This is a genomic window from Mycolicibacterium sp. P4_G11, from assembly GCF_056555145.1.
This window is the reverse complement of sequence record NZ_JBFUJW010000001.1, coordinates 75,254-99,066: the sequence shown is the minus strand read 5'-3', so window position 1 is coordinate 99,066 and position 23,813 is coordinate 75,254. Positions and strand designations below refer to the sequence as shown.

Sequence of the window (23,813 nt, the reverse complement as noted above, 5' to 3'; positions counted from 1 at the left end):
CAGCAGGATCACCGGTATGAAGCTGACTGCCATGCTCGCGCTCGCCGGGTTCGCCTCACTTACGATCGCCATCCCGAACGCCACCGCCGCTCCGTGTTCCGCGAGCGGACTGGCCAGCACCGCGGGCGGAGTCCTGGCCCAGGCCGGCGCCTACCTCGATGCGCACCCGGGTGCCAACGACGCCCTGACCAACGCGGGCTCGTCGGGCGACGCGGAAGGCGCCGTCCGTGCATACTTCACCGCGCACCCCGGCGAGTTCTTCGACCTGAAGAACATCGCGCGGCCCCTGACCACGCTGCGGGGTCAGTGCGGTGGCATGTCGGTCTCGCCCGCGCAGATGTCTGCGCTGTTCGACGCGCTGTCGTCCTGAGCGGACGGTGCTGACATGTTTCGCGACGACTACTTGGTTCCGAAGATCCGGTCGCCGGCGTCACCCAGGCCGGGCACGATGTAACCGTGCTCGTCGAGCTGGCGGTCCAGCGCCGCGGCGTAGATCGGTACCTCGGGGTGGGCCGCCTGCATCGCGGCGACTCCTTCCGGACAGGTCAGCAGACAGACGAACTTGATGGAGCGCGGCCGGTACTCCTTGAGGCGGTCGATCGCGGCCACCGCCGAGTTGCCGGTGGCGAGCAGTGGATCGCACACCACCACGTCGCGCTCGTGCAACTCGCTGGGCATCTTGAAGTAATACTCCACGGCGACATGGGTTTTCGGGTCGCGGTACAGACCGATATGGCCGATGCGCGCGCCGGGAACGACGCTGAGCATGCCGTCCAGAATGCCGCTGCCCGCCCGCAGGATGGACGCGAAGACGAGCTTCTTGCCGTCGATGACCATGCCGGTGGTGGATTCCAGCGGAGTATCGATCTCGATCTCGTGCACGGGGATGTCGCGCAGCACCTCGTAGGTCATCAGCATGGAAATCTCGTTGAGCAGCTGACGAAAACCCTTGGTGGATACGTCCTTCTGCCGCATCAGCGTGAGCTTGTGCTGGACCAGCGGGTGGTCGACGAGATGCAGGTTACCCATGGCGCCTCCTAGAAAACCGTGCCGTCACTGCTGATGGACAGCGGCGGGCTGCCGGCCCGCAGCTGCTGCGCCAGGGTGCGCCCGGCGGCCCAGGTGCCGCCCTCGAGGACACACGCCAGCGGCAGGGCCGCAGCGTCGAGCCCGAGCCGGGTACGCACGAGCGGCGCGAGCGCGTCGAGCAGCGCGACGGTCAAGGCTCGCCATTCGACCACCAATTCGTCGGCCACCGACCAGGTTCGGGCCGCGGCCGACGGATCCCGCAAGCGCAGAACCCCGGTATCGAGCAGCAGACCACCGTTGCGGTACTCGGGCAGGCCGGTCAGGGCGTCCAAGCCGGTGACCGCAACACCGGCCCACTCGAACGGCTCCAGCAGCGAATAGGTCAGCCACTGCGACAGCTTGTGGAACGGCATCCACCCGTGCGACAACCCCACCCCCGGCACCGCCGGGTGGGGCCAGCAGTCGCCGAGCGGGATACCGCCAATGTCGTTGTCGGCCAACCACACCCCGGACAGCGTGTCCAGCAGCTGCGCCAGGATGTCGTGGGCCCCGACGGTCGGGCCGGTCAGCACGTCGAACAAGCCGCCGGGACGCCCCTGCGGCCCGAAGACCTCGGGTTGGGCGGCCAGGGCGGCACCAAGGCGCCGCAGCAGCTGCACCCGCCCGGAGAGCCCCACCAACGGATTGTCCGGCCGCACCTGAAATGCCCGGCCGAGGGCGGCGGCGTCGACGCCGCGTAGTCCCGCGGCGTCGACCTGCCACGGCCGGCTCGGGTCGCTGGAGAACGCCCCGTCGACAAAGGCGTGCCAGCTGGCCACCCCGAGGCCCTCCGACCGGGTAAAGCGTTGTCCGGTAACGGGTTCCACGTAGCCCCAGTCCGGCCCGGCACCGGCGTCGAGCAGCACACTGACCACAGCCAGGTCGATCATCGCGCGGGCCTGCGAGCGCGTGTCCAGCGCGGCCAGCCGGGCGCGCAGGTCGGCGTTGCGGTCGATGCCGCCGGCCTCGAAATGGCGCCAACGGCTGTGATACGGGATCGCCAGGTCCGGGTAGCGCGTCCGGGTGACGGCGGCGACGAGGTCAGCGGCCTGCGGCATCAAGTCGTCGTCGACCACGAACCAGCGGGACTCCCCCGCACGTGCCCGGCGCAGCAGGAAATCGGCACGTTCGCGGATGGTGTCGGTGCGGCGCAGGATGCCGACGGCGACGGCGCTGTCGGCATCCGTGTCGGGGCCGGCGCTGGTTGTCATGGCGTGAGTCCGCGGCCCTTGGCGACCTTGAGTTCGTCGGCGCCGGGCACCGGGCCGGGGGTGAAATAGCCGGCGGCCGTCTTGGCGTCGATCTCGACGCGGGCATCGGCCGGGATCAGATCGTCGGGGATGTTCACGCGCTCGACGACCTCGATACCCGAGCCGGTGATGGCGTCGTACTTCATGTTGCTCATCGACACCAGGCGGTGAATCCTGCGGACACCCAGCCAGTGCAACACATCGGGCATGAGTTCCTGGAACCGCATATCCTGCACTCCGGCAACGCATTCCGTGCGAGCGAAGTACTGGTCGGCGGTGTCGCCACCAACCTGACGCTTACGCGCGTTGTACACCAGGAATTTGGTGACCTCGCCCAGCGCGCGGCCCTCCTTGCGGGAGTAGGCCACCAGCCCGACGCCGCCGCGCTGCGCACCCAGGATGCACTCCTCGATGGCATGGGTGAGATACGGCCGGCAGGTACAGATGTCGGAGCCGAACACGTCGGATCCGTTGCATTCGTCGTGCACCCGTGCGGTCAACTCCACGTCGGGGTCGGCAAGATCGCGCGGCTGGCCGAAGATGTAGACGGTCTGCCCGCCGATCGGTGGCAGAAAGACCTCGAGATCACCGCGCGTGACGAGTTCGGGGTACATGCCGCCGGTCTCCTCGAACAGCACGCGGCGCAGTTCGTTTTCGCTGCAACCGAATCGCGCGGCGACGCCGGGGAGAAACCAGACGGGCTCGATGGCCGCCTTGGTCACCAGCGCGGCGCCGTTGTCCAGCAGCACCCGACCGTCCGGGCGGAGCCGGCCCTTGCCGATCGCTTCGGCAACCTCGGGCAGGATCACATGGGCTTTGGTGATGGCGATGGTCGGCCGGATGTCGTGGCCGGCCGCCAATTCGGCACTGAACGCATCCGCGACCATGGCACCCCACGGGTCCAGACTCACGATCGCCCCGGGTTCGGCCCACTGCGGGTACGGGCCGATCACGTCGGTGGGCGCGGTGTTGGTCAGGTCGGCGCGGTGCGCGGGCGAGAGCGCCCCAGCCGCGACCGCCAGTGCCCGGTAGACGCTGTAGGAGCCGCTGTGCGTGCCGATCACATTGCGGTGCGCTCGCGTGGTCGTGGTCCCGAGCACCGGGCCGCGCTCGGCGGCCGTCGCCGCGCCCCAGCGGATCGGCAGGGCATCGGCGGCGCCGCTGTGCGACGTCAACCTGATGTGGCGGCCAGAGCCGCGCGGCGGGACCGCGGACGCGGCGGGACCGGATGCAGCATCAGAACCCAAGACCATCGGCAGCGCTCCTTCCCGGCAAGCTCCAGTCAACCCTGAAATTGCCGGGCGTGCAGCGGTACGGGTCAGTAGACGTCGCGGACGTAGCGCTTGTCGGCGATCAGCTCGCGCTTGTAGTCATGCGCCGCCGCTTCGGACATGCCGCCGTGCGTCTTGAAGATGTTGGTGAGCGCCACGTCGACGTCCTTGGCCATCCGGGCTGCGTCGCCGCACACGTAGAAGTGCGCCCCGTCTTCGAACCAGCGCCACAGAATCTCGCCGTGCTCCCGCATCCGGTGCTGCACATACACCCGCCTCGCCTGGTCGCGAGAGAACGCGGTGTCCAGCCGGGTCAGCAGGCCGTCGGCGGCGAAGGCCTCCAATTCCTCTTGGTAGTAATAGTTTTCGGCCCGGTGCTGGTCACCGAAGAACAGCCAGTTACGCCCGGTGTGCCCCAGTGCCCGACGTTCGTGCAGGAAGCCGCGGAACGGTGCGACACCCGTGCCGGGGCCGACCATGATCATCGGGGTCAGCGCATCCTCGGGCGGCCGGAAATGCGGCGCCGACTGCAAGAACACCGGCACCGTCTCGGCCCGGTCGGCCAGATAGGTGGACGCGACGCCGTGCCGGATACCGCCGCGGGCACCTTCGTACCGCACGACCGACACCGTCAGTTGCACCTCGTCGGGGCTCACCAGGGGGCTCGACGAGATCGAGTACGAGCGCGGCGCCAGGCGCACCAGGGCATCTCGCCATTCTTCGGGTTCCGCCCGAATCTGGAACTCTTCGACGAGATCCAGACCGGTGCGGCCGTCGAGCCAGCGGTCGCGCTCTTGGCGGGGCGCCCGGAGAATCTTGGCGCTGCTGCGTTCGGCCAGGAAGTTGAGCAGGGTCGGCGACACCTTGCAGATGTCGTACGCCGTGGTGAGCGCAGCACGCAACGGGGCTTCGCCGCCATCCATTTCGATGACCTCGTCGCCGGAGAGCCCGGTGGCCGCCAGCCACGTCGATACGGCCTCTGGGGAGTTGGCCACCACCACGCCGAGCGCATCGCCGACGCCGTAGCTGACGTCGTGGCCGGACAGGTCGAAGCCGATCTGGCGTACTTCCTTCGCGCCGCCGGTGGTCAGCAGAGTGTTGCGGCACAACGGGACCGGCAGCGGGTTGTTGCGGGTGAAGGGCTTGGCGGGCTTGGGAGCCGGCTCGCCGGGCGTGGCCGGGCCCGCGGGCGCGACGACGGGCGCTTCAGCAGCAGCGACGACGACCAAGTCGGCTGCGGCAGCAGCCCATTGGGCGAGTGGTTCGTCGTCGTAGGCCTCGCAGTCCGCGCGGTCCAGCAGCGCGGTGGCTCCGAGTTCGGCGAACCGGCCGTCCAGTGATTTGGCGTAGCCACAGAAGTTCTCGTACGCGCGGTCACCGATGCCGAGCACGGAGTACCGCACCCCGCTCAGGTCGGGCGCATCGGCAGCGCTCAAGCGAGCCCAGAAGTCCGCGCCGTTGTCGGGTGGTCCGCCGTCGCCGAAAGTGCTTGTCACAACCAGCACTTCGCCCGCTTCGGCGATCTCGTCCAGTGCGGTGTCGTCCAGCACCTGCAACCGGGCCCCGACGATCCTCGCGGCAAGTCCGGCGGCGAATTCTTCGGCGGTACCGGTCTGCGATGCCCACAGCACCAACGGACCCGGCTGCGGGGACTGCAGCGGTGCGGACGCGGACACCGCGTCGATCGCCGCGGCAGCCGCGGTCGAACTGTGCGCGCCGGCCAGCGCCCCGTTGACCCACAGCCGGACGATGCCGCTGACCGGAGCCGACTCCGGCAACACGGGCACCCCGCTGGCATGCTGGATACCGGCGAAAAAGCCGGCCAGGTAGACCTTTTCGGTCTCATCGAGCGCGGGCGGGCCACTCAGGCCCAGGGCCGCGGCCAGTGGATGGGACGCGGCGACCGAGGGTGCCGCGGCAGGCGCGGCCGTCGTCCCCGCCAAGGGCTCGATAGCGACCGGCGCCAACCGCACGGCGCACACCTTGAATTCGGGCTGCAACGAGTCCGGATCCACCGCGTCGTTGGTCACCGCATTGATGGTCAGCCGCTCACCCTGCGCGTCGTTCCAGTGGAACGGCGCAAAGCAATTGCCCCGACGTACCCGGTCGGTCAACACTGCGGGCAGGACCGCGGTGCCGCGCCGGGACGAGATCTCGACTGACCCACCCTCGGTGATACCGAGGTCGGCCGCGTCGACCGGATGAATCTCCACGAACGGCGACCGGTTGAGCTTGTTGAGCTTGGCGACCTTCCCGGTCTTGGTCATGGTGTGCCATTGGTGTTGCAGCCGACCGGTATTGAGCACCAACGGGAACTCGTCGTCGGGCAATTCCGCCGCGTCCAGGTGCGGCCTGGCGTGGAACACCGCCCGCCGCGACGGCGTCGGGAACGCCAGCCGCGGCCGGTTGCCGTCGGCGTCGACGAACAGGTCCTGACTGACCCCGTCGTTGAGATAGCGGATCGGGTTCCGGTCGCTGCCGCCACCGGGCACGCCCTCGGGCGGGCAGGGCCACTGCAGCGGAGTCTCCCGCAGCCGCTCGTAGGTCACGCCACCCAGGTCGTAGCCGGTACGGCGATTGGCGAACTGGCGAATCTCGGCGAACACGTGCTCGCTGGATTTGTAGTCGAACTCATCACCAAAGCCCATGTGCCGGGCCACATTGCAGATCAGTTCCCAGTCGGGCCGGGCGTCGCCGGCTGCGGGGATGCTCTGCTGCAACAGGGTCAGGTTGCGTTCGGAGTTGACCATGACGCCGTCCGCCTCGGCCCACAGGGTGGCGGGCAGCACGATGTCGGCGTAGGCGTTGGTCGCGGTGTCCCCGTAGGTGTCCTGGGTGATGACCAGTTCGGCGGCCCGCAGGCCGTCGATTACGGTCTGCCGATTGGCCACGGTGGCAACAGGATTGGTGCAGATGATCCACACGGCCTTGATGTCACCGGTGCCCAGCCGGCGGAACATCTCGATGGTGCCGGGGCCGACGTCGGTGCGGATGGTGCCTGGTTCCAGTTCCCACTGTTCTTCGACGAAGGCCCGGTCCTCGGCCGACGTCACGGCGCGTTGCCCGGGGAGACCCGGTCCCATGTAACCCATTTCGCGGCCGCCCATGGCGTTGGGCTGGCCGGTCAGCGACATCGGGCCACTGCCCGTCCGGCAGATGGCGCCGGTGGCCAGGTGCAGGTTGCAGATGGCGTTGGTGTTCCAGGTGCCGTGGGTGCTCTGGTTCAGCCCCATGGTCCAGCACGACATCCACTCCCCTGCCTCCGCGATCATCTCGGCGGCGCGGCGGATGTCGGCTTCGGGAATTCCGGTGATCTCGGCGACCTTCGCCGGCGGATAGTCGGCCAGGAACGCGGGCATGGTCTCCCAGCCCTCGGTGTGCTCGGCGATGAATTCGGTGTCTATCGCACCGCTTTCGACCAGCAGGTGCAGCAGGCCGTTGAGCAGCGCCAGGTCGGTGCCCGGTTTGATCTGCAGGAACAGATCGGCCTTCTCGGCGGTCGCGTTGCGGCGCGGGTCGACGACGATCAGCTTGGCGCCCTTGGCCATCCGGTCGGCCATGCGCAGGAACAGGATCGGGTGGCAGTCGGCCATGTTCGCGCCGCTGACGAAAAACAGGTCGGCGGAATCGAAATCGGTGTAGGACCCGGGCGGGCCGTCGGCGCCCAGCGACTGCTTGAAGCCGGTGCCCGCGCTGGCCATGCACAGCCGGGAATTCGATTCGATGTGCACGGTGCGGATGAAGCCCTTGGCCAGCTTGTTGGCCAGGTACTGGGCCTCGATGGTCATCTGGCCCGAAACATAGAGCGCCACAGCGTCGGGGCCGTGTTCGTCGATGATGGCCCGCAGCCGGCGGCCGGCTTCGGCGGTGGCGTCGTCGACCGCGACGCTGACCGCTTCGGCGCCCCGGCCGTGCCGGACCAATGCCGTGGTGAGCCGGCCGTCGTCGGCACCCATCATCTCCGCGTGGGTGGCGCCCTTGGTGCACAGCCGACCGAAGTTGGTGGGGTGCAGCCGGTCCCCGGATACGCGCGCGATGACGGGCAGCCCGGTGCCCGCGTCGGTGCGGGTCTCGACCGAAATCCCGCAACCGACACCGCAGTAGGAGCACGCCGTGCGCGTGCTGTGCGGTCCTGCGGCGGTCATGCTTCAGTTCTACGGGCCGTCAATTCCGCAACCGTTGCGCGACCATGTACTGCGCGTCAACCCAAGCTCACATGCCCGTCAGGCCGTGGTGCGCAACATGTTTCATGCCGGAATCATGATGGAAATGTGCCGGAAATCTGTGACCTGGGTTACGCGCTGTCGGGCGACCAGCCCGGTCCGCGGAACGTGTGTCCGAAGCGGTGCTTCCAGGTCTTTGCCGCGCGCAAATCCTGCCAGATGGCGGTGTACTCGTGCGTGGCAACCCGCACCGGGTTGAACGTCTTGATGTTCTTGGTCAAACCGTAGACCACGCGCTCGCCCTCGGGTTCGAAACTGCCGAACAGCCGGTCCCAGATGATCAGGATGCCGCCGTAGTTCGTGTCCAGGTACTGGTCGTTGGAGCCGTGGTGCACCCGGTGGTGCGACGGTGTGTTCATCACGAACTCGATTGGCCGCCAGAGCTTTCCGACGCGCTCAGTGTGGATGAAGAACTGGTACAGCAGGCTCACCGACTGCTGCAGCAGGATCATCCACGGCGAGAATCCGAGGAATGCCAACGGCAACCAGAACGGCAGCGCGGTGAACGGCGTCCACGTCTGCCGCAGTGCGGTCGACAGGTTGTAGTGCTCGCTGGAGTGGTGCACGACGTGGCTGGCCCAGAACACCCGGATCGTGTGATGCGTGCGGTGATACCAGTAGTAGAGGAAGTCGTCGGCGACGAAGAGCGCGATCCAGGTCAGCGGATTGTCGGCCGGCAGATGCACCGGCGCCACCAGGTACGCCGCGCTGTAGGCCGCCAGCACCACCAATTTCCAGCCGACGTTGATGATGACGTTGCCGATCCCCATGGTGAGACTGGTTCGGGAGTCGCGGAATTCGTAACCGACTTCGTCGTCGTCCGGCAGGAACCGGAAGGACAGCGCCTCGAGCACCAGACAGATCACGAACACCGGCACGGCGTGCAGGATCAGATCGAACATGGGGAATGACTCCTACTGCTGAGCGGAAAGGGTGTCGACAACCCGGCCCAGCAGGTCGTCGGCCACGCGGTGGGCGGCGTCGGCATCGCGCGCGACGAGGTGTTCGGCCAGCGTGAGGTGGGCGTCGCGGTCGGCCAGTTCGGCCGCCATTCCGAGGTCGGCTATCGAACCGAAGCCGATGTCGGCGAATGCCGCGACCAGCGTGTTCAGCGCCAGCCGGTAGGCCAGGTTGCCGCTGCCGTCGATGATCGCGGTCCAGAACGTCAGGTCCACGGCGAAGGATTCCTCGGTCCGCTGTGCCGGGTACGCCGCGGCCGCGCCGGCGATCGTCGCCAGCTGGTCGGCGGTGGCATTCCGGGCGCACAGCCGGGCCGCGTCGGCGGCCACGGACCGGCGCATCACCATGATGTCGCGGGCGATCTGCACGGCCGGCACCGCGCCGGTCGCGGCGAGCGTGCTGAGCACGTCCAGACCGGCCGTCAGGCGCCAATCCTGGACCCGCGTCTTGCCGCCGTGGCTGATCCGTACCAGCCGGGCCTGCTGCAGCCGCTTGAGCGCTTCCCTGATGGCGTGCCGGTTCACCGCGAAGGCCAGAGCCAGCTCGCGCTCGGACGGCAGCGCCTCGTCGACCGCGACGCGGCCGGACAGGATCTCGTCGACGAGGTGCGCGAACACCGTGTCACTGACCGCCGCGCGGGAGACGGGTGCGATGTCCATGCATCGATGATCAGGGCTACGCGCCAACTGGTCAACTGGTTGGACCAGTTACCTGGATCACAAACACGGAAATGCCCCGCGGGATACTCCCGCGGGGCATTCCGGCGTACTTCCGGCTACGTTGCCGGCACGAAATCCCGGCCGATGTGCTCGCCGGTCGCCGCACGCAGGTGCGGCTGCCGCAGGAACACGAACCAGGTGACGAAGCCGCACACCACGTAGAAGGCGAGGAACACCCAGAACGCGGTGGTCGCCGAGTGGGACGGTCCGGCGTAGGACGTCCGGAGCACGATGTTGACGAGCACACCACCGAACGCGCCGACCGCACCGGCGAAGCCGATCAGGGCACCGGACATGCTGCGTGACCACAGGGTCTTCTCCGCGGCACCCAGCTCGTCCTTGCTCTGGGCCTTGGCCTCGAAGATCGACGGGATCATCTTGTAGGTCGAGCCGTTGCCGAGGCCGGTCAGGATGAACAGCACCATGAACGCCACGATGTAGACGACCATCTGGCTACCGGTCGCCGGGCCCTTGGTGGCGTCGTCCCACATACCGCCGCCGACCAGGACGGCAGTGATGGCCGTCATCGCCGTGAAGACGTACAGCGTGATCTTGCCGCCACCGATCTTGTCGGCCAGCTTGCCGCCGAACGGCCGCGAGATCGAACCGAGCAGCGGACCCAGGAAGGCGATCCACGCGGTGTGGACAGAGGCGTCGAAGTTGGCCTTGGCCAGCTCCTTGGCCGCTTCCTTGGGCAGCTTGGCCGCTGACGCGACGTGGTACTTCTCCAGCAGCGGCGCGACGTCCTGCGCGGTGAAGTTGATGTTCAGAATCTGCGTGAACGCGAAGCTGAACCCGATGAACGAGCCGAACGTGCCGATGTAGAGGAAGCACATCACCCACGAGTTGCGGAACTTCATGGCCTCGACCATCGCCGAGAGGTTCGACTTCTGCCCCTGGATGTTGTCCATGAACAGCGCGGCGCCGAGGGCCGCGGCGGCCAGCAGCACCAGGTAGATGGCGCAGACGACCTCAGGACGACGGTTACCGACGCTGGCGATGGTCACCAGACCGATGATCTGGATCACCGGGACACCGATGTTGCCGCCGCCGGCATTCAGGCCCAGCGCCCAGCCCTTCAGCCGCTGCGGGTAGAAGGCGTTGATGTTGGTCATCGACGACGCGAAGTTACCGCCACCGAAACCGGCGACCGCCGCGACGATCAGGAACGTCGTGTACGACGTGCCCGGATGCATCATGAAATACATGGTCAGCGCACACGGGATGGCCAGCATCAACGCGCTGAAGATGGTGAAGTTGCGACCACCGAACTTCGCCGGTCCGATGGTGTAGGGAATGCGCATGAAGGCGCCCACCGCGATCGGGACAGCGCCCAGGACGAACTTGCCCAGCGCGTCGATGCCGTAAACGGCCTGCGGCATGAACAGCACCATCACCGACCAGATGGACCACACCGAGAAGCCGACATGCTCGGCGAAGATCGACCAAATCAGGTTCCGCTTGGCGATGTCCTTATTGCCGGCATCCCACGCAGCAACGTCCTCTGCATCCCAGTCCTCGATGTCGCGGTTGCGTTTTAACACACTCACAGTGCCTCCCAGCTGATGAACAGTTGAGATATATGTACGGGCCTCCCATGCCGCAGCTGTTGCCCGGCGATGTCAGCAAAGTCAATACCGACTCACTTGGAGGTCCCTGTGGTTCGTGACCGGTGTGATTCACGGCCGTCTCATCGACGCAACAAGGGGGAAATGTGGGCGCGAGTGCTCGCGTTGACCCTCAGTACGCAATCAACGCCCCAGTGGTGTGCCGGAGGCCCGTGAACAGGGTGGAAAAGTACGTGAGCGCAACGGTGGGGCGGTCTGCCGCCGGTTATTGCAGTCAGGGACGTCTGGCGGCCCGAATCGATACCTGAGTTCAATCGCGGTGGCGTCGAGAGCCTCGCGATTGAAGCCAGGCATCCCTGGCCGAGCGTTACTGAGTTCTGCTGACCCGCCGGCGCCGAAACCAGCCCACCCAGGCGACGAGCACCACTACAACGGCGAGCACGCGCACCACATTCGTCGCCGAGGCCGGATAGAGCACGCCGGTGATGTAGTGCGCGATGAATCCGTCGGACGGCAACTGCTCCATGCCGGCGCGCGGACGGGCCCACCGTTCGACGTCGGTCAGTGGGCAGTCGACGCCCCAGGCGGTGCTGCCGATGCCCCACAGCACCGCGGGTACGTGCAACCAGATGACCCACGGCCGGCGCCAGGTCAGGAAACCGCCGAACACCATGAAGGCGATGAAAGAAAAATGCACCGCCACGACGGCCACCACAACCAGCAGTGGGAATCCCGTCGTGACGGTGACATCGGTTGAAACTGGGAGCGCCAGGGCTCAGGCCTTCTTGGCTTCGTCCTCGTCCGCTGTGGCGTCTTCGGTGGCATCGGTGGCCTCAGACTCGTCGGTTTCGCCGGCATCTTCAGCCGCGACGTCCTCGGACTCTTCGGATTCGTCGGCCGCCTCGGGTTTCGCCGACTCTTCCGGGGCCTCGTCGACGGCTGCTTCGGCCTCGGGCTCATCGCCTTCGGACTCGTCAGACTCTTCGGCCTCAGCCTCGTCAGCTGCGGCCTCTTCGGCGTCGTCTTCCGAAACCGCTTCGGCGACAACCGTTTCCGGTTCGGCCTCGGGCTCATCCTCGGGGTAGTCCTCGGTGGCCACCACGGCGGTATCAGCGGTGGCATCGTCACCGGCGGCGTCGGACTCGGCCGCCGCCTCACCGCCGCGCGAGCGTTCCCGCAGCGCGTCGACGATGAGCAGCAACACTCCGATGACGCTGGCGCCGATGCACACCCAGGCGATCAGCTCATTGCTGGTGACGATTGCGGTCACCAGCGCCGTCAGGCCGATGAGGGCAAGGACCAGGGCAATGATCAGCATTTGTCAGCCGTCAGCTGTTGCCTCGGTTGAACTGGCCGAAGCCAGCACCCTCGCCGCCGGCCGCCGAGTCGGCAGGTGCGGCAGAACCGCGCTGGCCGAGCTCTTCGAGCTGGGACTCCAGGTAGGTCTTGAGGCGGGTGCGGTACTCGCGCTCGAACGTGCGCAGCTGCTCGAGGCGGCCTTCCAGCACCGTGCGCTGCTGGTTGATGTTGCCCATGATCTCGGTGTGCTTGCGCTCGGCGTCGGCCTGCAGGGCGTCGGCCTTGTCCTGGGCCTGACGCAGCTGGGTGTCCGAACGGGTCTGCGCGTCGGCCAGCATGGCCTCGGCGCGTGCCTTGGCGTCGGCGACCGTGGTCTCGGCGGTGTGCTTGGCATCGCTGACCAGAGCATCGGCCTGGGCGCGGGCGTCGGCGAGGGTCTTGTCGGCCTCGGCCTTGGCCGAACCGGTGAGGCGGTCGGCGGTGTCCTGGGCCAGGCTCAGCACCTTGGCCGCGCGGACGTGGTGGTCCTCGCCAACCGGCGCGGCCACAGGCGCGGCGACCGGGACGGGCGCTGCGACGGGCTCGGGCTCCGGCTTGGGCTCGGGCTTGGTGAACACAGGTGCCGCGACCGGCTGTCCGGTACGGGCGGACTGGAGCTCGGCGTCGAGCTCGGCGACCCGCTGCCGCAGATCGCTGTTCTCTTCGATCAGCCGGGTCAGCTCGGTTTCGACGAGATCGAGGAATGCATCGACCTCGTCCTCGTTATAACCGCGCTTGCCAATCGGCGGCTTGCTGAATGCGACGTTGTGGACGTCAGCCGGAGTTAGCGGCATCTTCTGCCCCCTTGCAGTCTGGACCGTCAATCGGTGTCAAAGTGTAGAGCGATCAAAGTGTAGAGCGATCGTGGAGTAACTGGCGTCCATCCTGTCACAGCAGACCCGTCGGTTGCAGGCGAGGGCCGGAATTAAGAACGAATTTCAATGTTTCATTGGAATTCGCGGGCGCGACCCGGCGCTCGGCGCCAATAGACCTAAACAGAGAAAGCGCATTAATTACATAAATGTAATTAATGCGCTTTCGCAGGTCAGAGGAACGTCGCGCTCAGGCACCGACCTGATCGAAAGACAGCCGCATACCGATGAACACCACCATGAGCAGCACCACGATGGACAGATCGACCCGGACCGGCCCGATGGTCAGCGGAGGGATCAAGCGCCGCAACAGCTTCACCGGAGGATCGGTCATCGTCATGATCGCTTCGAGGATCACCACCGTCAGCCCTCTCGGCTGCCAGTCCCGGCTGAATCCGCGAATGAACTCCACCACCACACGGGCGATCAACAGGAGCCAGAAGACGAACAGCGCAAAACCCAGAATGTCGAAGAACAGGGTCAATGCAACAGACCTCACTAGCGCGGGAAAAGCGCCGACCGGTGTCGGCGCTTGAGCACGAGCCTACCTAACGCAGACCCCTCCGGCCGGGGGCCGAAGGGGTCTTGCGTAGAGCTGCGTAGGGATTACTGGTAGCTGTAGAAGCCCGCCTCGGCGATCCGGCGACGCTCTTCGGCGCTGACGTCGACGTCGGCCGGCGACAGCAGGAACACCTTGGTGGCAACCTTGTCGAACGACCCGCGCAGCGCGAAAGCCAGGCCGGCGGCGAAGTCGACCAGGCGCTTGGCGTCGGCGTTGTCCATCGACACCAGATCCATGATCACCGGGGTGCCGTCGCGGAAACGCTCACCGATGGTGCGGGCCTCGCTGTAGTCCTTCGGCCGCAGCGTGGTGATCTTGGCCAGGGCACTGCCGGCCTCGAACAGCTCGGCCATGCGGCGGGGCTCCATGGCGACGGCGCCACGAGTGGCGCCACGCAGGGTGTTGAAGCGCGGGCGCTCGAACTCACGCGGCCCGCGAGCCGGCATCTCTTCGTAGCCACCGCGGTAACCCATTGGGGCGCTTTCGTATTCGCGGCCCATGCGGTCGTCGTAGCCGCGCGCCTCGCCACGGCCGTAGTCGTCGTCCTCGAAGCGCTCCTCGCGCGGGCGACGCGGGGCCGCGTAGGCGCGCGCGGGACGGTCTTCGTCGTCGTAGTACTCGTCGTCATAGTCGTCCATCGGCGCCATACCGAAGTAGGCCTTTACCTTGTGCAGTGTGCTCATCGGATGCCCCTAGCTAAGAATGTGGTGTCTGGTGACTGTGATGTAAGTGTGACTGGAGTGACTACTCATGGTGACGTTAGAGGACGCGGTCCCATTAGCGCGGTACCGACACGCACACACGTTGACCCGTGTCGCACCGCGATTTCCAGGTCGTTCGACATGCCCGCGGACAACCCCAGCCGCTGCGGGTATTGCGTTTGGACTCTGAGCAATTCAGCCTCCAGCCGCGCAAACTCCTCGTCGGCCGCACTGGCCAGCGGCGGGATCGCCATCAGACCCGCCAAACCCAGGCCCGGGGCGGCCTGCGCGGCGGCACACAATTCGTCGACCAGGTCGGGCCGGTCCACCGGCACGCCGCCGCGGGCCGGATCCCCGTCGAGACTGACCTGGATGTAGACCTGCAATGGCTCGGACCTGCGGCCTTGGTCCAGCGCCTCGACCGCGCCACGGGACAGCGCCGCGATCAACGGCGCGGTGTCCACCGAATGCGCCACCGACGCCCAGCCGGCGACAGCCCGCGCTTTGTTGCGTTGAATTCGGCCGATCATGTGCCACCGAATTGCCGAATTCGACCCTATGTTCGATGACGCATCCAACAATTCCCCAGACGCTGTGATCAATTTCCTGTTCGACAAAGCGTTCGACACCTCAGCGACTTTGCTCGCGGCTTCCTGCTCCCGCGATTCGCCGAATGCCCGGCACCCCAATCCGAACAGCGCGACAACATCAGTCGCCGGAAAGAATTTGGTCACCGGAAGAAATTCGATGTCGGCCCGATCCCGGCCGGCAGCCGCCGCGGCAGCGTCGATCCGCGCCTGAATCCGGGCCAGCGACGCGGCCAGTTCGGCCTCGCGCGGCGCGCCGCTCATTCCATCCACACCACCGACGCCAGCCGCCCGGTCGGGGCGCCACGTCGGTGACTGAACAGATTCGGATCGTCGACCGTGCAGCGCGGGTCGATGTCGATGGCCTTGATGCCCAACCCCGCCAACTGCTTGGCGATGCCGGCCCGCAGGTCGAGACCCACGGTGCCGCGGGCGGTGGTGGTGATGCTGCCGGGCAGCACGGCCTCCACGTCGTCGGCCATCTCGTAGGGCACCTCGTAGTTGCGTCCGCTGACCGCCGGGCCGAGCAGGACAGTGATGTCCTCGAGCTGAGCGCCGAGCTTCTGCATGGTCTCGACCGTCCGCAGCACCACGCCACCCGCCGCACCGACGCGTCCGGCGTGCACGGCGGCCACCACACCCGCGCGCGCATCACCCAACAGCACCGGCACGCAATCGGCCGTGATCACCGCGAGCGGCAGCCGCGGTGTCGCGGTGACCAGAGCGTCGGTGTTGTCGTAGGCTCCCCCGGCTCCAGTTCCAGGGCCCTCGACAACTTCGACATGGTCACCGTGCACCTGGTTCATCCACACCAGCGGGCCATGCCCGATGGCGTCGGCCAGCCGAGTCCTGTTGGCCGACACGGCCTTTGGATCATCGCCGACGTGGTCACCCAGGTTGAACGTGTCGAACGGGGCCTTGGAGACCCCGCCCGCACGCGTCGTAGTCACTCTGCGGATACGGAACGTCACGATTCCAAGTATCCGCGTCGCGCAGTCACAATCAGTGCTTCATGAAGGGCGGCACATCGACGTCATCGTCGTCGTCGCCGCGACCACCAACACTCACCGTCACACCGTTGGTCGCCGCAGGCACGCTGCCCGGATCGGTCCCGAAGGCACCGAGCTTGCCCGCGCTGGCGGCCGAGAACGTCTGGGCCCGATGGGCGCCACCGGCAGCCGACGCGGCGGCCGCGGCACCGGGCACCGCCGAGGTGACCGGCTTGCGGCTCTGACCGGCGGTGTCGAAACCGGCCGCGATGACCGTGACCCGGACCTCGTCGCCCAGCGAATCGTCGATGACGGTTCCGAAGATGATGTTGGCCTCGGGGTGTGCGGCGTCCTGCACCAGCGACGCGGCCTCGTTGATCTCGAACAGGCCCAGGTCGCTGCCACCGGCCACCGACATCAGCACGCCCTGGGCGCCGTCCATCGAGGCTTCCAGCAGCGGCGAGTTGATGGCGATCTCGGCGGCCTTGAGGGCACGACCGTCGCCGCGGGCCGAACCGATGCCCATCAACGCGGTACCCGCGCTGCTCATGACGCCCTTGACGTCGGCGAAGTCGACGTTGATCAGACCGGGGGTCGTGATCAGGTCGGTGATGCCCTGAACACCGTTGAGCAGCACCTCGTCGGCGCTGCGGAACGCGTCCATCAGCGAAACGGCGGCGTCGCCCATCTGCAGCAGGCGGTCGTTCGGGATGACGATCAGGGTGTCGCAGCTCTCGCGCAGCGCCTGGATACCCGTTTCGGCCTGGTTCGAGCGGCGCTTGCCCTCGAAGGAGAACGGACGGGTCACCACACCGACGGTCAGCGCGCCGAGCTTGCGGGCGATGCCGGCGACGACGGGAGCGCCACCGGTGCCGGTGCCACCACCCTCACCAGCGGTGACGAACACCATGTCGGCGCCGCGCAGCAGCTCCTCGATCTCGTCCTTGGCGTCCTCGGCAGCCTTGCGCCCCACCTCGGGGTCAGCGCCGGCACCCAGGCCACGCGTCGAGTCGCGGCCGACGTCGAGCTTGACGTCCGCCTCACTGAGCAGCAGCGCCTGTGCATCGGTGTTGATCGCGATGAACTCGACGCCGCGAAGGCCCTGTTCGATCATGCGGTTGACGGCGTTGACGCCGCCGCCGCCGACACCGATCACCTTGATGACGGCGAGGTAGTTATGCGGGGGTGTCATGTGTCGTCTTCCTCCCTGGCTCGATTTGTCCGGAGCAAAACTTCTCGAATTAAAACCCTAAACCTCAACCATAGGGTTAGAGTTATGTCAAGTTGTTCCGCGCAAACAGAACGGTAGGGTGCCGCCGCGCCGCTGCCGCGCAGGCGCGCCGAGAGTTCACGCGTTTTTTCTCGTGCCCAGAGCGAGCGAAGCGACGGGAAATGGCCCCAGTCGTGCGAAACGACTGAAAACGGATGAGCTACTTCACAGTCGGCAGGTCAGGACTGGACACGTCATAGGTGTGTCCCGGCTGAGTCAGCAGCGCCCCGAGCTTGAGGGCCTTCTCCTCGGTGCGGTCGGTGGTCCCCCAGATGACCTCGCGACCGTCGTTCAGGGTCAGGGTGACGCCGGCGACCGACGGCGCCCCGACGCGGGCGACCTGGCCGAACACCTCGGGGCGCAGTGACAACAGCACCTCGAGGGCGGCGAGGGTCGCGGGATCCTTCGGTCCGGGGTTGTCGGCGTCCAGGAACGGCACCCCCTGCGGCGGCGGCTCGGTCGCGAAATCCACGCCGTCCCGGTCGAACAGGTGCGGACCGTCCGGATACTCCTTGGCCGCCACCGGAACCCGCTCCACCACCGTGATCCGCAGAGTGGACGGGTACTCCCGCTGCACCCGGGCACTGGCCACCCGCCGGATGGTGGCCACGCGTTCGGCCACCGCGTCGGTGTTGACCTGCAACAGCGGCGTGTCCGGTTTGACCGCGGCCGCCAGCGTCACCTCGTCCTCGGTCAGCGTCGCCACGCCGGTGACCACCGTGTGGCGGACCGCCATGATCGGCGTGAAGTACAGCACCAGGCCCAACGTGACCGCGACGACGGCCGTCACCGCCGACCACAGCAACAACTTCAGCCCGCGGATGACGCCCCGGGTGGGCGCCTTGGGTTGCTCCGAGAGGCCGGCCGCCCGGCGCCGCGCCTCCTGGCGCGCCTGTTCCAGGGCCCTGGCCCGGTCCAGCGCGATCCGGCGTTCCTCCCGCTCGCGCCGGGCGCGGCGGCGCGGACCCTCATAGTCGGGTGACGCGGGATCGACCGCCGCGGCGTCGGCGGCCTCGGCCGCGGGCTCGTCAACCGCGGCGTCCGGCTCGGTGGCCTCAGCTGCGACGTCCTCCGCCGCGTTTTCTTGCACCAGGTCGTCCTGCGCCGCAACAGGTTCCGGAACCGGCTCCCCCGAGCCGTCCTCCACTGTCACGGCGTGGGCCGTCCCGGAGCTGCGCGGTCGGCCTTGGCCTCCAGCGCGGTCAGGATCTCGCGACCCAGCAGGGTGACGTCGCCGGCGCCCATGGTGACGATGACGTCACCGGGTCCGGCCTTGGCTGCCACCTGCTCGGCGACCGCGGAGAAGTCCGGCACGTAATGCACCGGGGCGGAGACGTGTTCGACGATGCTCGCGCCGCTGACGCCGGCCATCGGGGCTTCCCGCGCGGCGTACACGTCGAGGACGAACACCTCGTCGGCACGATCCAGCGCCTGGCCGAATTCCTTCGCGAAAGTCTTTGTCCGCGAATACAAGTGGGGTTGGAAGACCACGATGGAGCGCGATGTGCCGGCCACTGCCCGCAACGCGTCGAGCGTCGCCCGGACCTCGGTGGGATGGTGCGCGTAGTCGTCGAAAACCCTGACGCCGTAAGCGGTTCCGACCGACTCGAAGCGCCGCCGCACGCCTTCGAAGCCGGTCAGGCCGTCGAGCACGGCCTCCGGATCGGCGCCGGCTTCCCGTGCCGCCAGCAGCGCGGCCAGGGCGTTGAGCGCCATGTGCTTGCCCGGCACCGACAGCCGCATGCCGCGCCGGTGTGGCTCGCCCGCCAGCTGAACGGCCGCCACCCCACCGGTGCCCTGCTGCTGCCAGGTCAGCAGCGTCGCTTCCAGATCCGTGCGCTGCCCATTGCCCATGCCGTACCGCAGCACCCGGACGCCACGTGCCGCCGACCGCTGGGCCAGGGCTTCGGCACCCGGATCGTCGGCGCACACCACGAGCGCACCGCCGGGACGCAGCCGGGCCACGAAGTCGTCGAACACCGCGGTGTAGGCCTCGACACTGCCGAAGTGATCCAGGTGATCGGCCTCGATGTTGGTCACCACCGCCACGTCGGGGGTGTATTCGAGCAGCGAGCCGTCGCTCTCGTCGGCCTCGGCGACGAAGCAGTCACCGCTGCCGTGGTGCGCGTTGGTACCGGCCTCACCCAGGTCGCCGCCGACGGCGAACGACGGGTCAAAACCGCTGTGCTGCAACGCCACAATGACCATCGAGGTGGTCGTGGTCTTGCCGTGGGTGCCGGTCACCAGCACCGAGCGGTAGCCGTCCATCAGCTTGGCGAGCACGACCGGACGCATGATCACCGGAATGCCGCGCCGCTGGGCCTCCACCAGCTCCGGATTGTCCTTGGGGATGGCGGCGTGCGTGCTGACCAGAACGGTCGGGCCGCCGGGCAGCATGTCCAGCGACGACGCGTCGTGCCCGATCCGGATTTCGGCGCCGCGCGCCCGCAGCGCCGCCACACCCCGGGATTCCTTGGCGTCCGAGCCGGACACCAGGCCGCCGCGGTCCAGCAGGATCCGGGCGATACCGGACATGCCGGCACCGCCGATACCGACCATGTGCACCCGAGCCAGCTCGGGCGGCAGCTCGCGCGCCGTCACCGGATACCCGCAGCCACGTCCAGCGCGATCTGCGCCACCCGCCGCGCCGCGTCGCGGTGGCCGGCCAGCGAGGCCGCCGTCGTCATCTGATCCAGTGCGGCGGTGTCGCCCATCAAAGTTCCGATCCGTTCGGTGACGAAGTCCGGGGTCAGCTCGGCGTCCTCGACCAAAAGGCCGCCGCCGGCATTGACCACCGGGAGTGCGTTGAGTCGTTGTTCGCCGTTGCCGATCGGCAGCGGGACATAGACCGCGGGCAGACCGACCGCGCTGACCTCGGCGACGGTCATGGCCCCGGACCGGCAGATCGCCAGATCCGCTGCCGCATAAGCCAAATCCATGCGATCGAGGTAGGGCACGCCGACATACGGCGCGGCCCCCGGTACCGGCTCCGGCAGCTCAAGGGTGTTCTTGCGCCCATAGGCGTGCAGGACCGAAACACCTTGCGCGGCGAGGTTTTCGGCCGCGCCGGAGACGGCACGGTTCAGCGACTGCGCACCCTGGGAACCGCCGAACACCAGAAGCACACGGGCGTCGTCGGGGAAACCGAAGAACTCCCGGGCCTGCGCACGCAGCGCGGCCCGATCGAGCGAGGTGATCGATTCCCGCACCGGGATGCCGACGACCTCGCTGCCCTTGAGACCGGAATCCGGCACGGCGGCCAGCACCCGCCGCGCCAAGCGGGCGCCGACCCGGTTGGCCCAGCCCGCGCTGGCGTTGGCCTCGTGCACCACGACCGGAATGCGGCGGCGCCGGCGCAGCCCACCGCCACGGGCGGCCAGGTAGGCGGGCAGCGAGACGTAGCCGCCGAAGCCCACGACGACGTCGGCCTGGACCGAGTCGAGGATCTCACGTGTCTCACGGACAGCGGCACGAATCCGCAGCGGCAGCCGGGCCAGGTCGGCAGAAGGCTTGCGCGGCAACGGAACCGGGGTGATCAGCTGCAGGTCGTAGCCGCGCTCGGGGACCAGCCGGGTTTCCAGCCCGCGGGCCGTGCCGAGAGCGGTGATCCGGACGCCAGGCCGCAGCGCCACCAGTGCATCGGCGACCGCCATCGCGGGTTCGATGTGACCTGCGGTACCGCCGCCGGCCAGAACCACCGAGATGCCGTGAGTTCCCCCGTCGCTGCGCTCGCCTCGACCCGAACTCACACCAACTCCTGACTCACCCGTACCGCTGACCTTCCAATGTCCGGACTCTCGGGTCCGACCGGCGCGGATCACGTCGCCCGTGACCCTTCGGGTCATCATTTTGCCTTGTCCGCCGTCCGGCGCCGTCGGCCGGTACGGGGTTTCGGCGGCTGTGGCCCGATCGCCGGTCGGGTTCTTCGGTGCGTCGTGTCCGCCTCGGTGCGTCGGCGCGGCGCTGCCGGGCCGGCGGTTCCTGCCGGGCGGCCTGCCGGGTGGGCCGTGCCGACTTCGTGGGCCTGGCCGGCCTGGTGGGTTGGGCCTGCCGGGCGGCCGGCTTGCGGGCGGGCTTGTCGCCGCGGCCACGCATCCGGTCCCGGGCCGAGTCCAAGGTGGTCGGCGAGTACGGCACCGGCGGCGGCAGCCGCAGGATCCGGTTCATCCGATCGTCGCGGCCGGCCCGCAGGGCGGCCACCGCCTCGGGTTCGTGGCGCGCCGCATTGGCGATCAGGCCTATCAGCAGAAGTGTTGTGGCCGTTGCTGTTCCACCTGCGGAGATGAGCGGCAGCTGGATGCCGGTGACCGGCAGCAGGCCGAGCACATAGCCGACGTTGATGAACACCTGGCCGACCACCCACAGCGTCGTGGTGGCGGTCAGCAGCCGCAGGAACGGGTCGACCGACCGGCGGGCGATCCGCATGCCCGTATAGGCGAACAGGCCGAACAGCGCGAGCAGGCCCGCCGCACCGATGAAACCCAGCTCCTCGCCGATGATCGCGAAGATGAAGTCGTTGTGCGCGTTGGGCAGGTAGTTGAACTTCGCGGTGCCCTGTCCCAGCCCGTCGCCGAACATACCGCCGTTTGCCAGCGCGTACTTGGCCTGCCGCGACTGGTAACCGATGCCCTGCAGATCGGAGTCGGGGTCCAGCCAGGCCCGCACGCGGTCGGAGCGGTAGCCGGCCGAGACCGCCATGATGGCCGCCGCACCGATGCACAGGACCAGGGAACTGAGGAAGACCCGCAGCGACAGACCGGCGTACCAGAGCAGGCCGAGCAGCACGATGCTCACGGACACCGTCTGGCCGAGGTCGGGCTCGGCGACGATCAGCGCGAGTGCCAGCACCGCCGCGGGCAGCAGCGGGAACAGCAGTTCCTTGAGCCCGGCGTGCTCCATGCGGCGGGTCGCGAGCAGGTGGGAACCCCAGATCGCGAAGGCGATCTTGGTCAGCTCGGACGGCTGCATGGAGAAGCCGGCGACGACGAACCAGCCGCGGGCACCGTTGGACAGGTGGCCGACGCCCGGGATCAGCACCAGGGCAATCAGCACGAGGCTGACGATGAACGCCGGCAGCGCCATCCGGCGCATGAACGCGATGGGCAGCCGGAGCGCGATGTAGAACGCGACGAGGCCGATGATCGTCCACAGCACCTGCTTGGCGAAGATCGTCCAGGGCGAGCCGTCCTCGTCGTACGAGTGCACGCCCGAGGCCGAGAGCACCATGGTCAGGCCCAGCGTGATCAGCAGTGCCGCGCAGGCGATGACCAGGTGGAACGATGTCATCGGCCGGCTCAGCCAGGCCCCGACCCGGGCCCGGGGACCCTGCCGCTTGGGCTCGGCGGGCTTGGCGGCCGAGGTCTTGCCCGCGTCAGGCGACGCGCTCTCGTTCGTCTCGCCCGGAGCCTGTGGCTCGTCCGGGCCGGCTTTGCTCCGGCGCAGCTTTGCAAGGATGTCCGGCATGTGACTACCCGACCTCGTCATTCACATTGGTCACAAAAACCACAACTGTCCCTTGCATCCCAAAATCCTCCCCTGTCACCGCCGTCGGGGGCGGCACATCCGGCGCGTGTCGCCGGAATGGGGTGATTTGCCACAGCTGGTGCGCTGCTGCGACGCGTTTCCGTCGCGAACGCAATTGCACGGCGAATTTCGGGGCCGTTTTTCCGCCACCCAGTTGCACTCGTGACGAGCCGGCGAGCGGAGCGCGAAGAATCGTGTGCGCTACCCCTTGAGCGCGGCGACCACCTTGACGAGCAGGTCCTTCGCCACCTGCGGGTCGATGTCGGCCTGGACGACGGCCACGGTCTTGTCGCCCATGACCGCGGTGTAGGTGGCTTCCTCGATGGACTTTCCGTTGGCGGTGATGTGCGCCTGCACGCCCATGGTCTTCGCCCCGGCGATGTCGGGGCCGGGGACGCGGTCGACCGTCGCGGTGACACCGTCGGTCGTGTCGACGGTGATGTGATCGCAGCCGGCGTGGCCGAGTTCGCCGGCGTTCTTGGCCGCCTCCGCCGCCACCACGATGATGGTGTGGCCCTCCTGGTTGCTGCCGACGAATCCCTCGGCCTTGGCTCCGACGCCGGCCGGCGCGAGCGGCTTGAGCAGCGACGCGCACTCGGCGGGTGTGACAACCGACGGCGGCGTGGTGGTGAGCGCACCGACACCGGGAGCGTCCAGCTTCTCCTGGGTGACGGTGTCCTGCTCCAGATCCATGGGGTCATAGCCCGCGGGCAAGCTGCTCTTGACGCCGCCGACCTTCGAGATGTCGTACTTCGCCGCGGCCTGGCTGGTCCCGGACTTGCCGTCCGAACCGCCGCAGCCCGCGATCAACGCCACACCCGACAGCACGACAACGGGCCCGACCAGGTATTTCTCGACATTCATGGCGCGAACCCTAACAGCGGGTTCCGGTGCCGCCGCGCACATACTGGA

Annotated in this window: 20 protein-coding genes and 1 pseudogene; 1 reads left to right on the top strand and 20 read right to left on the bottom strand. The window is 67.8% G+C overall.

The features are described 5' to 3' along the window. The first annotated feature begins 16 nt into the window (after positions 1–16). Positions 17–370 (top strand): heme-binding protein, encoded by a 354-nt coding sequence (locus AC1U2B_RS00490; protein WP_260941273.1) that lies wholly within the window; start codon positions 17–19, stop codon positions 368–370. 29 nt (positions 371–399) lie between these two features. Here the strand turns inward: AC1U2B_RS00490 and upp are convergent, their stop codons facing one another. The 20 genes and pseudogenes from upp to AC1U2B_RS00390 all read right to left on the bottom strand — a co-directional run bounded on the left by upp (position 400) and on the right by AC1U2B_RS00390 (position 23,765). Further along, positions 400–1,029 carry a uracil phosphoribosyltransferase gene (gene upp / locus AC1U2B_RS00485; RefSeq protein WP_043403134.1) on the bottom strand — a complete coding sequence of 210 codons (630 nt, stop codon included), beginning with the start codon at positions 1,027–1,029 and terminating at the stop codon, positions 400–402. An 8-nt stretch (positions 1,030–1,037) separates the two neighbouring features. Next, positions 1,038–2,279 (bottom strand): URC4/urg3 family protein, encoded by a 1,242-nt coding sequence (locus AC1U2B_RS00480; RefSeq protein WP_480215263.1) that lies wholly within the window; start codon positions 2,277–2,279, stop codon positions 1,038–1,040. Beyond that, on the bottom strand, positions 2,276–3,571 hold the full coding sequence (locus tag AC1U2B_RS00475) for a GTP cyclohydrolase II (protein ID WP_480215262.1): 1,296 nt from the start codon (positions 3,569–3,571) through the stop codon (positions 2,276–2,278). Before AC1U2B_RS00475 ends, AC1U2B_RS00480 begins: the two co-directional genes overlap by 4 nt. Before the next feature lie 65 nt (positions 3,572–3,636). Then, on the bottom strand, positions 3,637–7,734 hold the full coding sequence (locus AC1U2B_RS00470; protein WP_480215261.1) for a bifunctional nitrate reductase/sulfite reductase flavoprotein subunit alpha: 4,098 nt from the start codon (positions 7,732–7,734) through the stop codon (positions 3,637–3,639). A 149-nt stretch (positions 7,735–7,883) separates the two neighbouring features. Beyond that, positions 7,884–8,714 carry a sterol desaturase family protein gene (locus tag AC1U2B_RS00465; protein ID WP_480215260.1) on the bottom strand — a complete coding sequence of 277 codons (831 nt, stop codon included), beginning with the start codon at positions 8,712–8,714 and terminating at the stop codon, positions 7,884–7,886. A 12-nt stretch (positions 8,715–8,726) separates the two neighbouring features. Further along, positions 8,727–9,431, bottom strand: coding sequence for a FadR/GntR family transcriptional regulator (locus tag AC1U2B_RS00460; RefSeq protein WP_480215259.1), 705 nt, complete (start codon positions 9,429–9,431; stop codon positions 8,727–8,729). Positions 9,432–9,547: 116 nt separating this feature from the next. Continuing rightward, positions 9,548–11,041 (bottom strand): nitrate/nitrite transporter, encoded by a 1,494-nt coding sequence (locus AC1U2B_RS00455; protein ID WP_480215258.1) that lies wholly within the window; start codon positions 11,039–11,041, stop codon positions 9,548–9,550. 385 nt (positions 11,042–11,426) lie between these two features. After that, positions 11,427–11,762 carry a DUF2784 domain-containing protein gene (locus AC1U2B_RS00450; RefSeq protein WP_480215257.1) on the bottom strand — a complete coding sequence of 112 codons (336 nt, stop codon included), beginning with the start codon at positions 11,760–11,762 and terminating at the stop codon, positions 11,427–11,429. 264 nt (positions 11,763–12,026) lie between these two features. After that, a pseudogene (locus tag AC1U2B_RS00445) lies at positions 12,027–12,377 on the bottom strand (hypothetical protein); the annotation flags it as partial. Between the two features lie 10 nt (positions 12,378–12,387). Next, positions 12,388–13,191: a DivIVA-like cell division protein Wag31 gene (gene wag31 / locus AC1U2B_RS00440; RefSeq protein ID WP_133763079.1), complete on the bottom strand. Its 804-nt coding sequence runs from the start codon at positions 13,189–13,191 to the stop codon at positions 12,388–12,390. A gap of 268 nt (positions 13,192–13,459) precedes the next feature. Next, positions 13,460–13,753, bottom strand: coding sequence for a YggT family protein (locus AC1U2B_RS00435; RefSeq protein WP_043403156.1), 294 nt, complete (start codon positions 13,751–13,753; stop codon positions 13,460–13,462). Between the two features lie 122 nt (positions 13,754–13,875). Next, a complete protein-coding gene (locus tag AC1U2B_RS00430) occupies positions 13,876–14,514 on the bottom strand; it encodes a cell division protein SepF (RefSeq protein ID WP_043987135.1) in 639 nt (212 codons plus the stop codon). A 65-nt stretch (positions 14,515–14,579) separates the two neighbouring features. Then, positions 14,580–15,383: a YggS family pyridoxal phosphate enzyme gene (locus AC1U2B_RS00425; protein WP_480215256.1), complete on the bottom strand. Its 804-nt coding sequence runs from the start codon at positions 15,381–15,383 to the stop codon at positions 14,580–14,582. Further along, on the bottom strand, positions 15,380–16,090 hold the full coding sequence (pgeF, locus tag AC1U2B_RS00420; RefSeq protein ID WP_043403165.1) for a peptidoglycan editing factor PgeF: 711 nt from the start codon (positions 16,088–16,090) through the stop codon (positions 15,380–15,382). The genes AC1U2B_RS00425 and pgeF overlap by 4 nt, the downstream gene beginning before the upstream one ends. A 31-nt stretch (positions 16,091–16,121) precedes the next feature. Next, positions 16,122–17,300, bottom strand: coding sequence for a cell division protein FtsZ (ftsZ, locus tag AC1U2B_RS00415; protein ID WP_043403167.1), 1,179 nt, complete (start codon positions 17,298–17,300; stop codon positions 16,122–16,124). 238 nt (positions 17,301–17,538) lie between these two features. Beyond that, on the bottom strand, positions 17,539–18,531 hold the full coding sequence (locus AC1U2B_RS00410) for a cell division protein FtsQ/DivIB (RefSeq protein ID WP_480215255.1): 993 nt from the start codon (positions 18,529–18,531) through the stop codon (positions 17,539–17,541). After that, positions 18,528–19,979: a UDP-N-acetylmuramate--L-alanine ligase gene (murC, locus tag AC1U2B_RS00405; RefSeq protein ID WP_480215254.1), complete on the bottom strand. Its 1,452-nt coding sequence runs from the start codon at positions 19,977–19,979 to the stop codon at positions 18,528–18,530. The genes AC1U2B_RS00410 and murC overlap by 4 nt, the downstream gene beginning before the upstream one ends. Further along, positions 19,976–21,127, bottom strand: coding sequence for an undecaprenyldiphospho-muramoylpentapeptide beta-N-acetylglucosaminyltransferase (gene murG, locus AC1U2B_RS00400; RefSeq protein ID WP_480215253.1), 1,152 nt, complete (start codon positions 21,125–21,127; stop codon positions 19,976–19,978). The genes murC and murG overlap by 4 nt, the downstream gene beginning before the upstream one ends. A 13-nt stretch (positions 21,128–21,140) precedes the next feature. Then, positions 21,141–22,841: a putative lipid II flippase FtsW gene (ftsW, locus tag AC1U2B_RS00395; RefSeq protein WP_480215252.1), complete on the bottom strand. Its 1,701-nt coding sequence runs from the start codon at positions 22,839–22,841 to the stop codon at positions 21,141–21,143. Positions 22,842–23,102: 261 nt separating this feature from the next. Beyond that, positions 23,103–23,765 carry a DUF5642 family protein gene (locus AC1U2B_RS00390; protein ID WP_260941246.1) on the bottom strand — a complete coding sequence of 221 codons (663 nt, stop codon included), beginning with the start codon at positions 23,763–23,765 and terminating at the stop codon, positions 23,103–23,105. Positions 23,766–23,813 lie beyond the last annotated feature (48 nt).

What these genes read in the sequence shown, in the direction of transcription:
- AC1U2B_RS00490 (WP_260941273.1), top strand. Translation starts at nt 17, where the DNA reads ATGAAGCTGACTGCCATGCTCGCGCTCGCCGGGTTCGCCTCACTTACG.
- upp (WP_043403134.1), bottom strand. Translation starts at nt 1,029, where the DNA reads ATGGGTAACCTGCATCTCGTCGACCACCCGCTGGTCCAGCACAAGCTC.
- AC1U2B_RS00480 (WP_480215263.1), bottom strand. Translation starts at nt 2,279, where the DNA reads ATGACAACCAGCGCCGGCCCCGACACGGATGCCGACAGCGCCGTCGCC.
- AC1U2B_RS00475 (WP_480215262.1), bottom strand. Translation starts at nt 3,571, where the DNA reads ATGGTCTTGGGTTCTGATGCTGCATCCGGTCCCGCCGCGTCCGCGGTC.
- AC1U2B_RS00470 (WP_480215261.1), bottom strand. Translation starts at nt 7,734, where the DNA reads ATGACCGCCGCAGGACCGCACAGCACGCGCACGGCGTGCTCCTACTGC.
- AC1U2B_RS00465 (WP_480215260.1), bottom strand. Translation starts at nt 8,714, where the DNA reads ATGTTCGATCTGATCCTGCACGCCGTGCCGGTGTTCGTGATCTGTCTG.
- AC1U2B_RS00460 (WP_480215259.1), bottom strand. Translation starts at nt 9,431, where the DNA reads ATGGACATCGCACCCGTCTCCCGCGCGGCGGTCAGTGACACGGTGTTC.
- wag31 (WP_133763079.1), bottom strand. Translation starts at nt 13,191, where the DNA reads ATGCCGCTAACTCCGGCTGACGTCCACAACGTCGCATTCAGCAAGCCG.
- AC1U2B_RS00430 (WP_043987135.1), bottom strand. Translation starts at nt 14,514, where the DNA reads ATGAGCACACTGCACAAGGTAAAGGCCTACTTCGGTATGGCGCCGATG.
- AC1U2B_RS00425 (WP_480215256.1), bottom strand. Translation starts at nt 15,383, where the DNA reads ATGAGCGGCGCGCCGCGCGAGGCCGAACTGGCCGCGTCGCTGGCCCGG.
- ftsZ (WP_043403167.1), bottom strand. Translation starts at nt 17,300, where the DNA reads ATGACACCCCCGCATAACTACCTCGCCGTCATCAAGGTGATCGGTGTC.
- ftsW (WP_480215252.1), bottom strand. Translation starts at nt 22,841, where the DNA reads ATGCCGGACATCCTTGCAAAGCTGCGCCGGAGCAAAGCCGGCCCGGAC.
- AC1U2B_RS00390 (WP_260941246.1), bottom strand. Translation starts at nt 23,765, where the DNA reads ATGAATGTCGAGAAATACCTGGTCGGGCCCGTTGTCGTGCTGTCGGGT.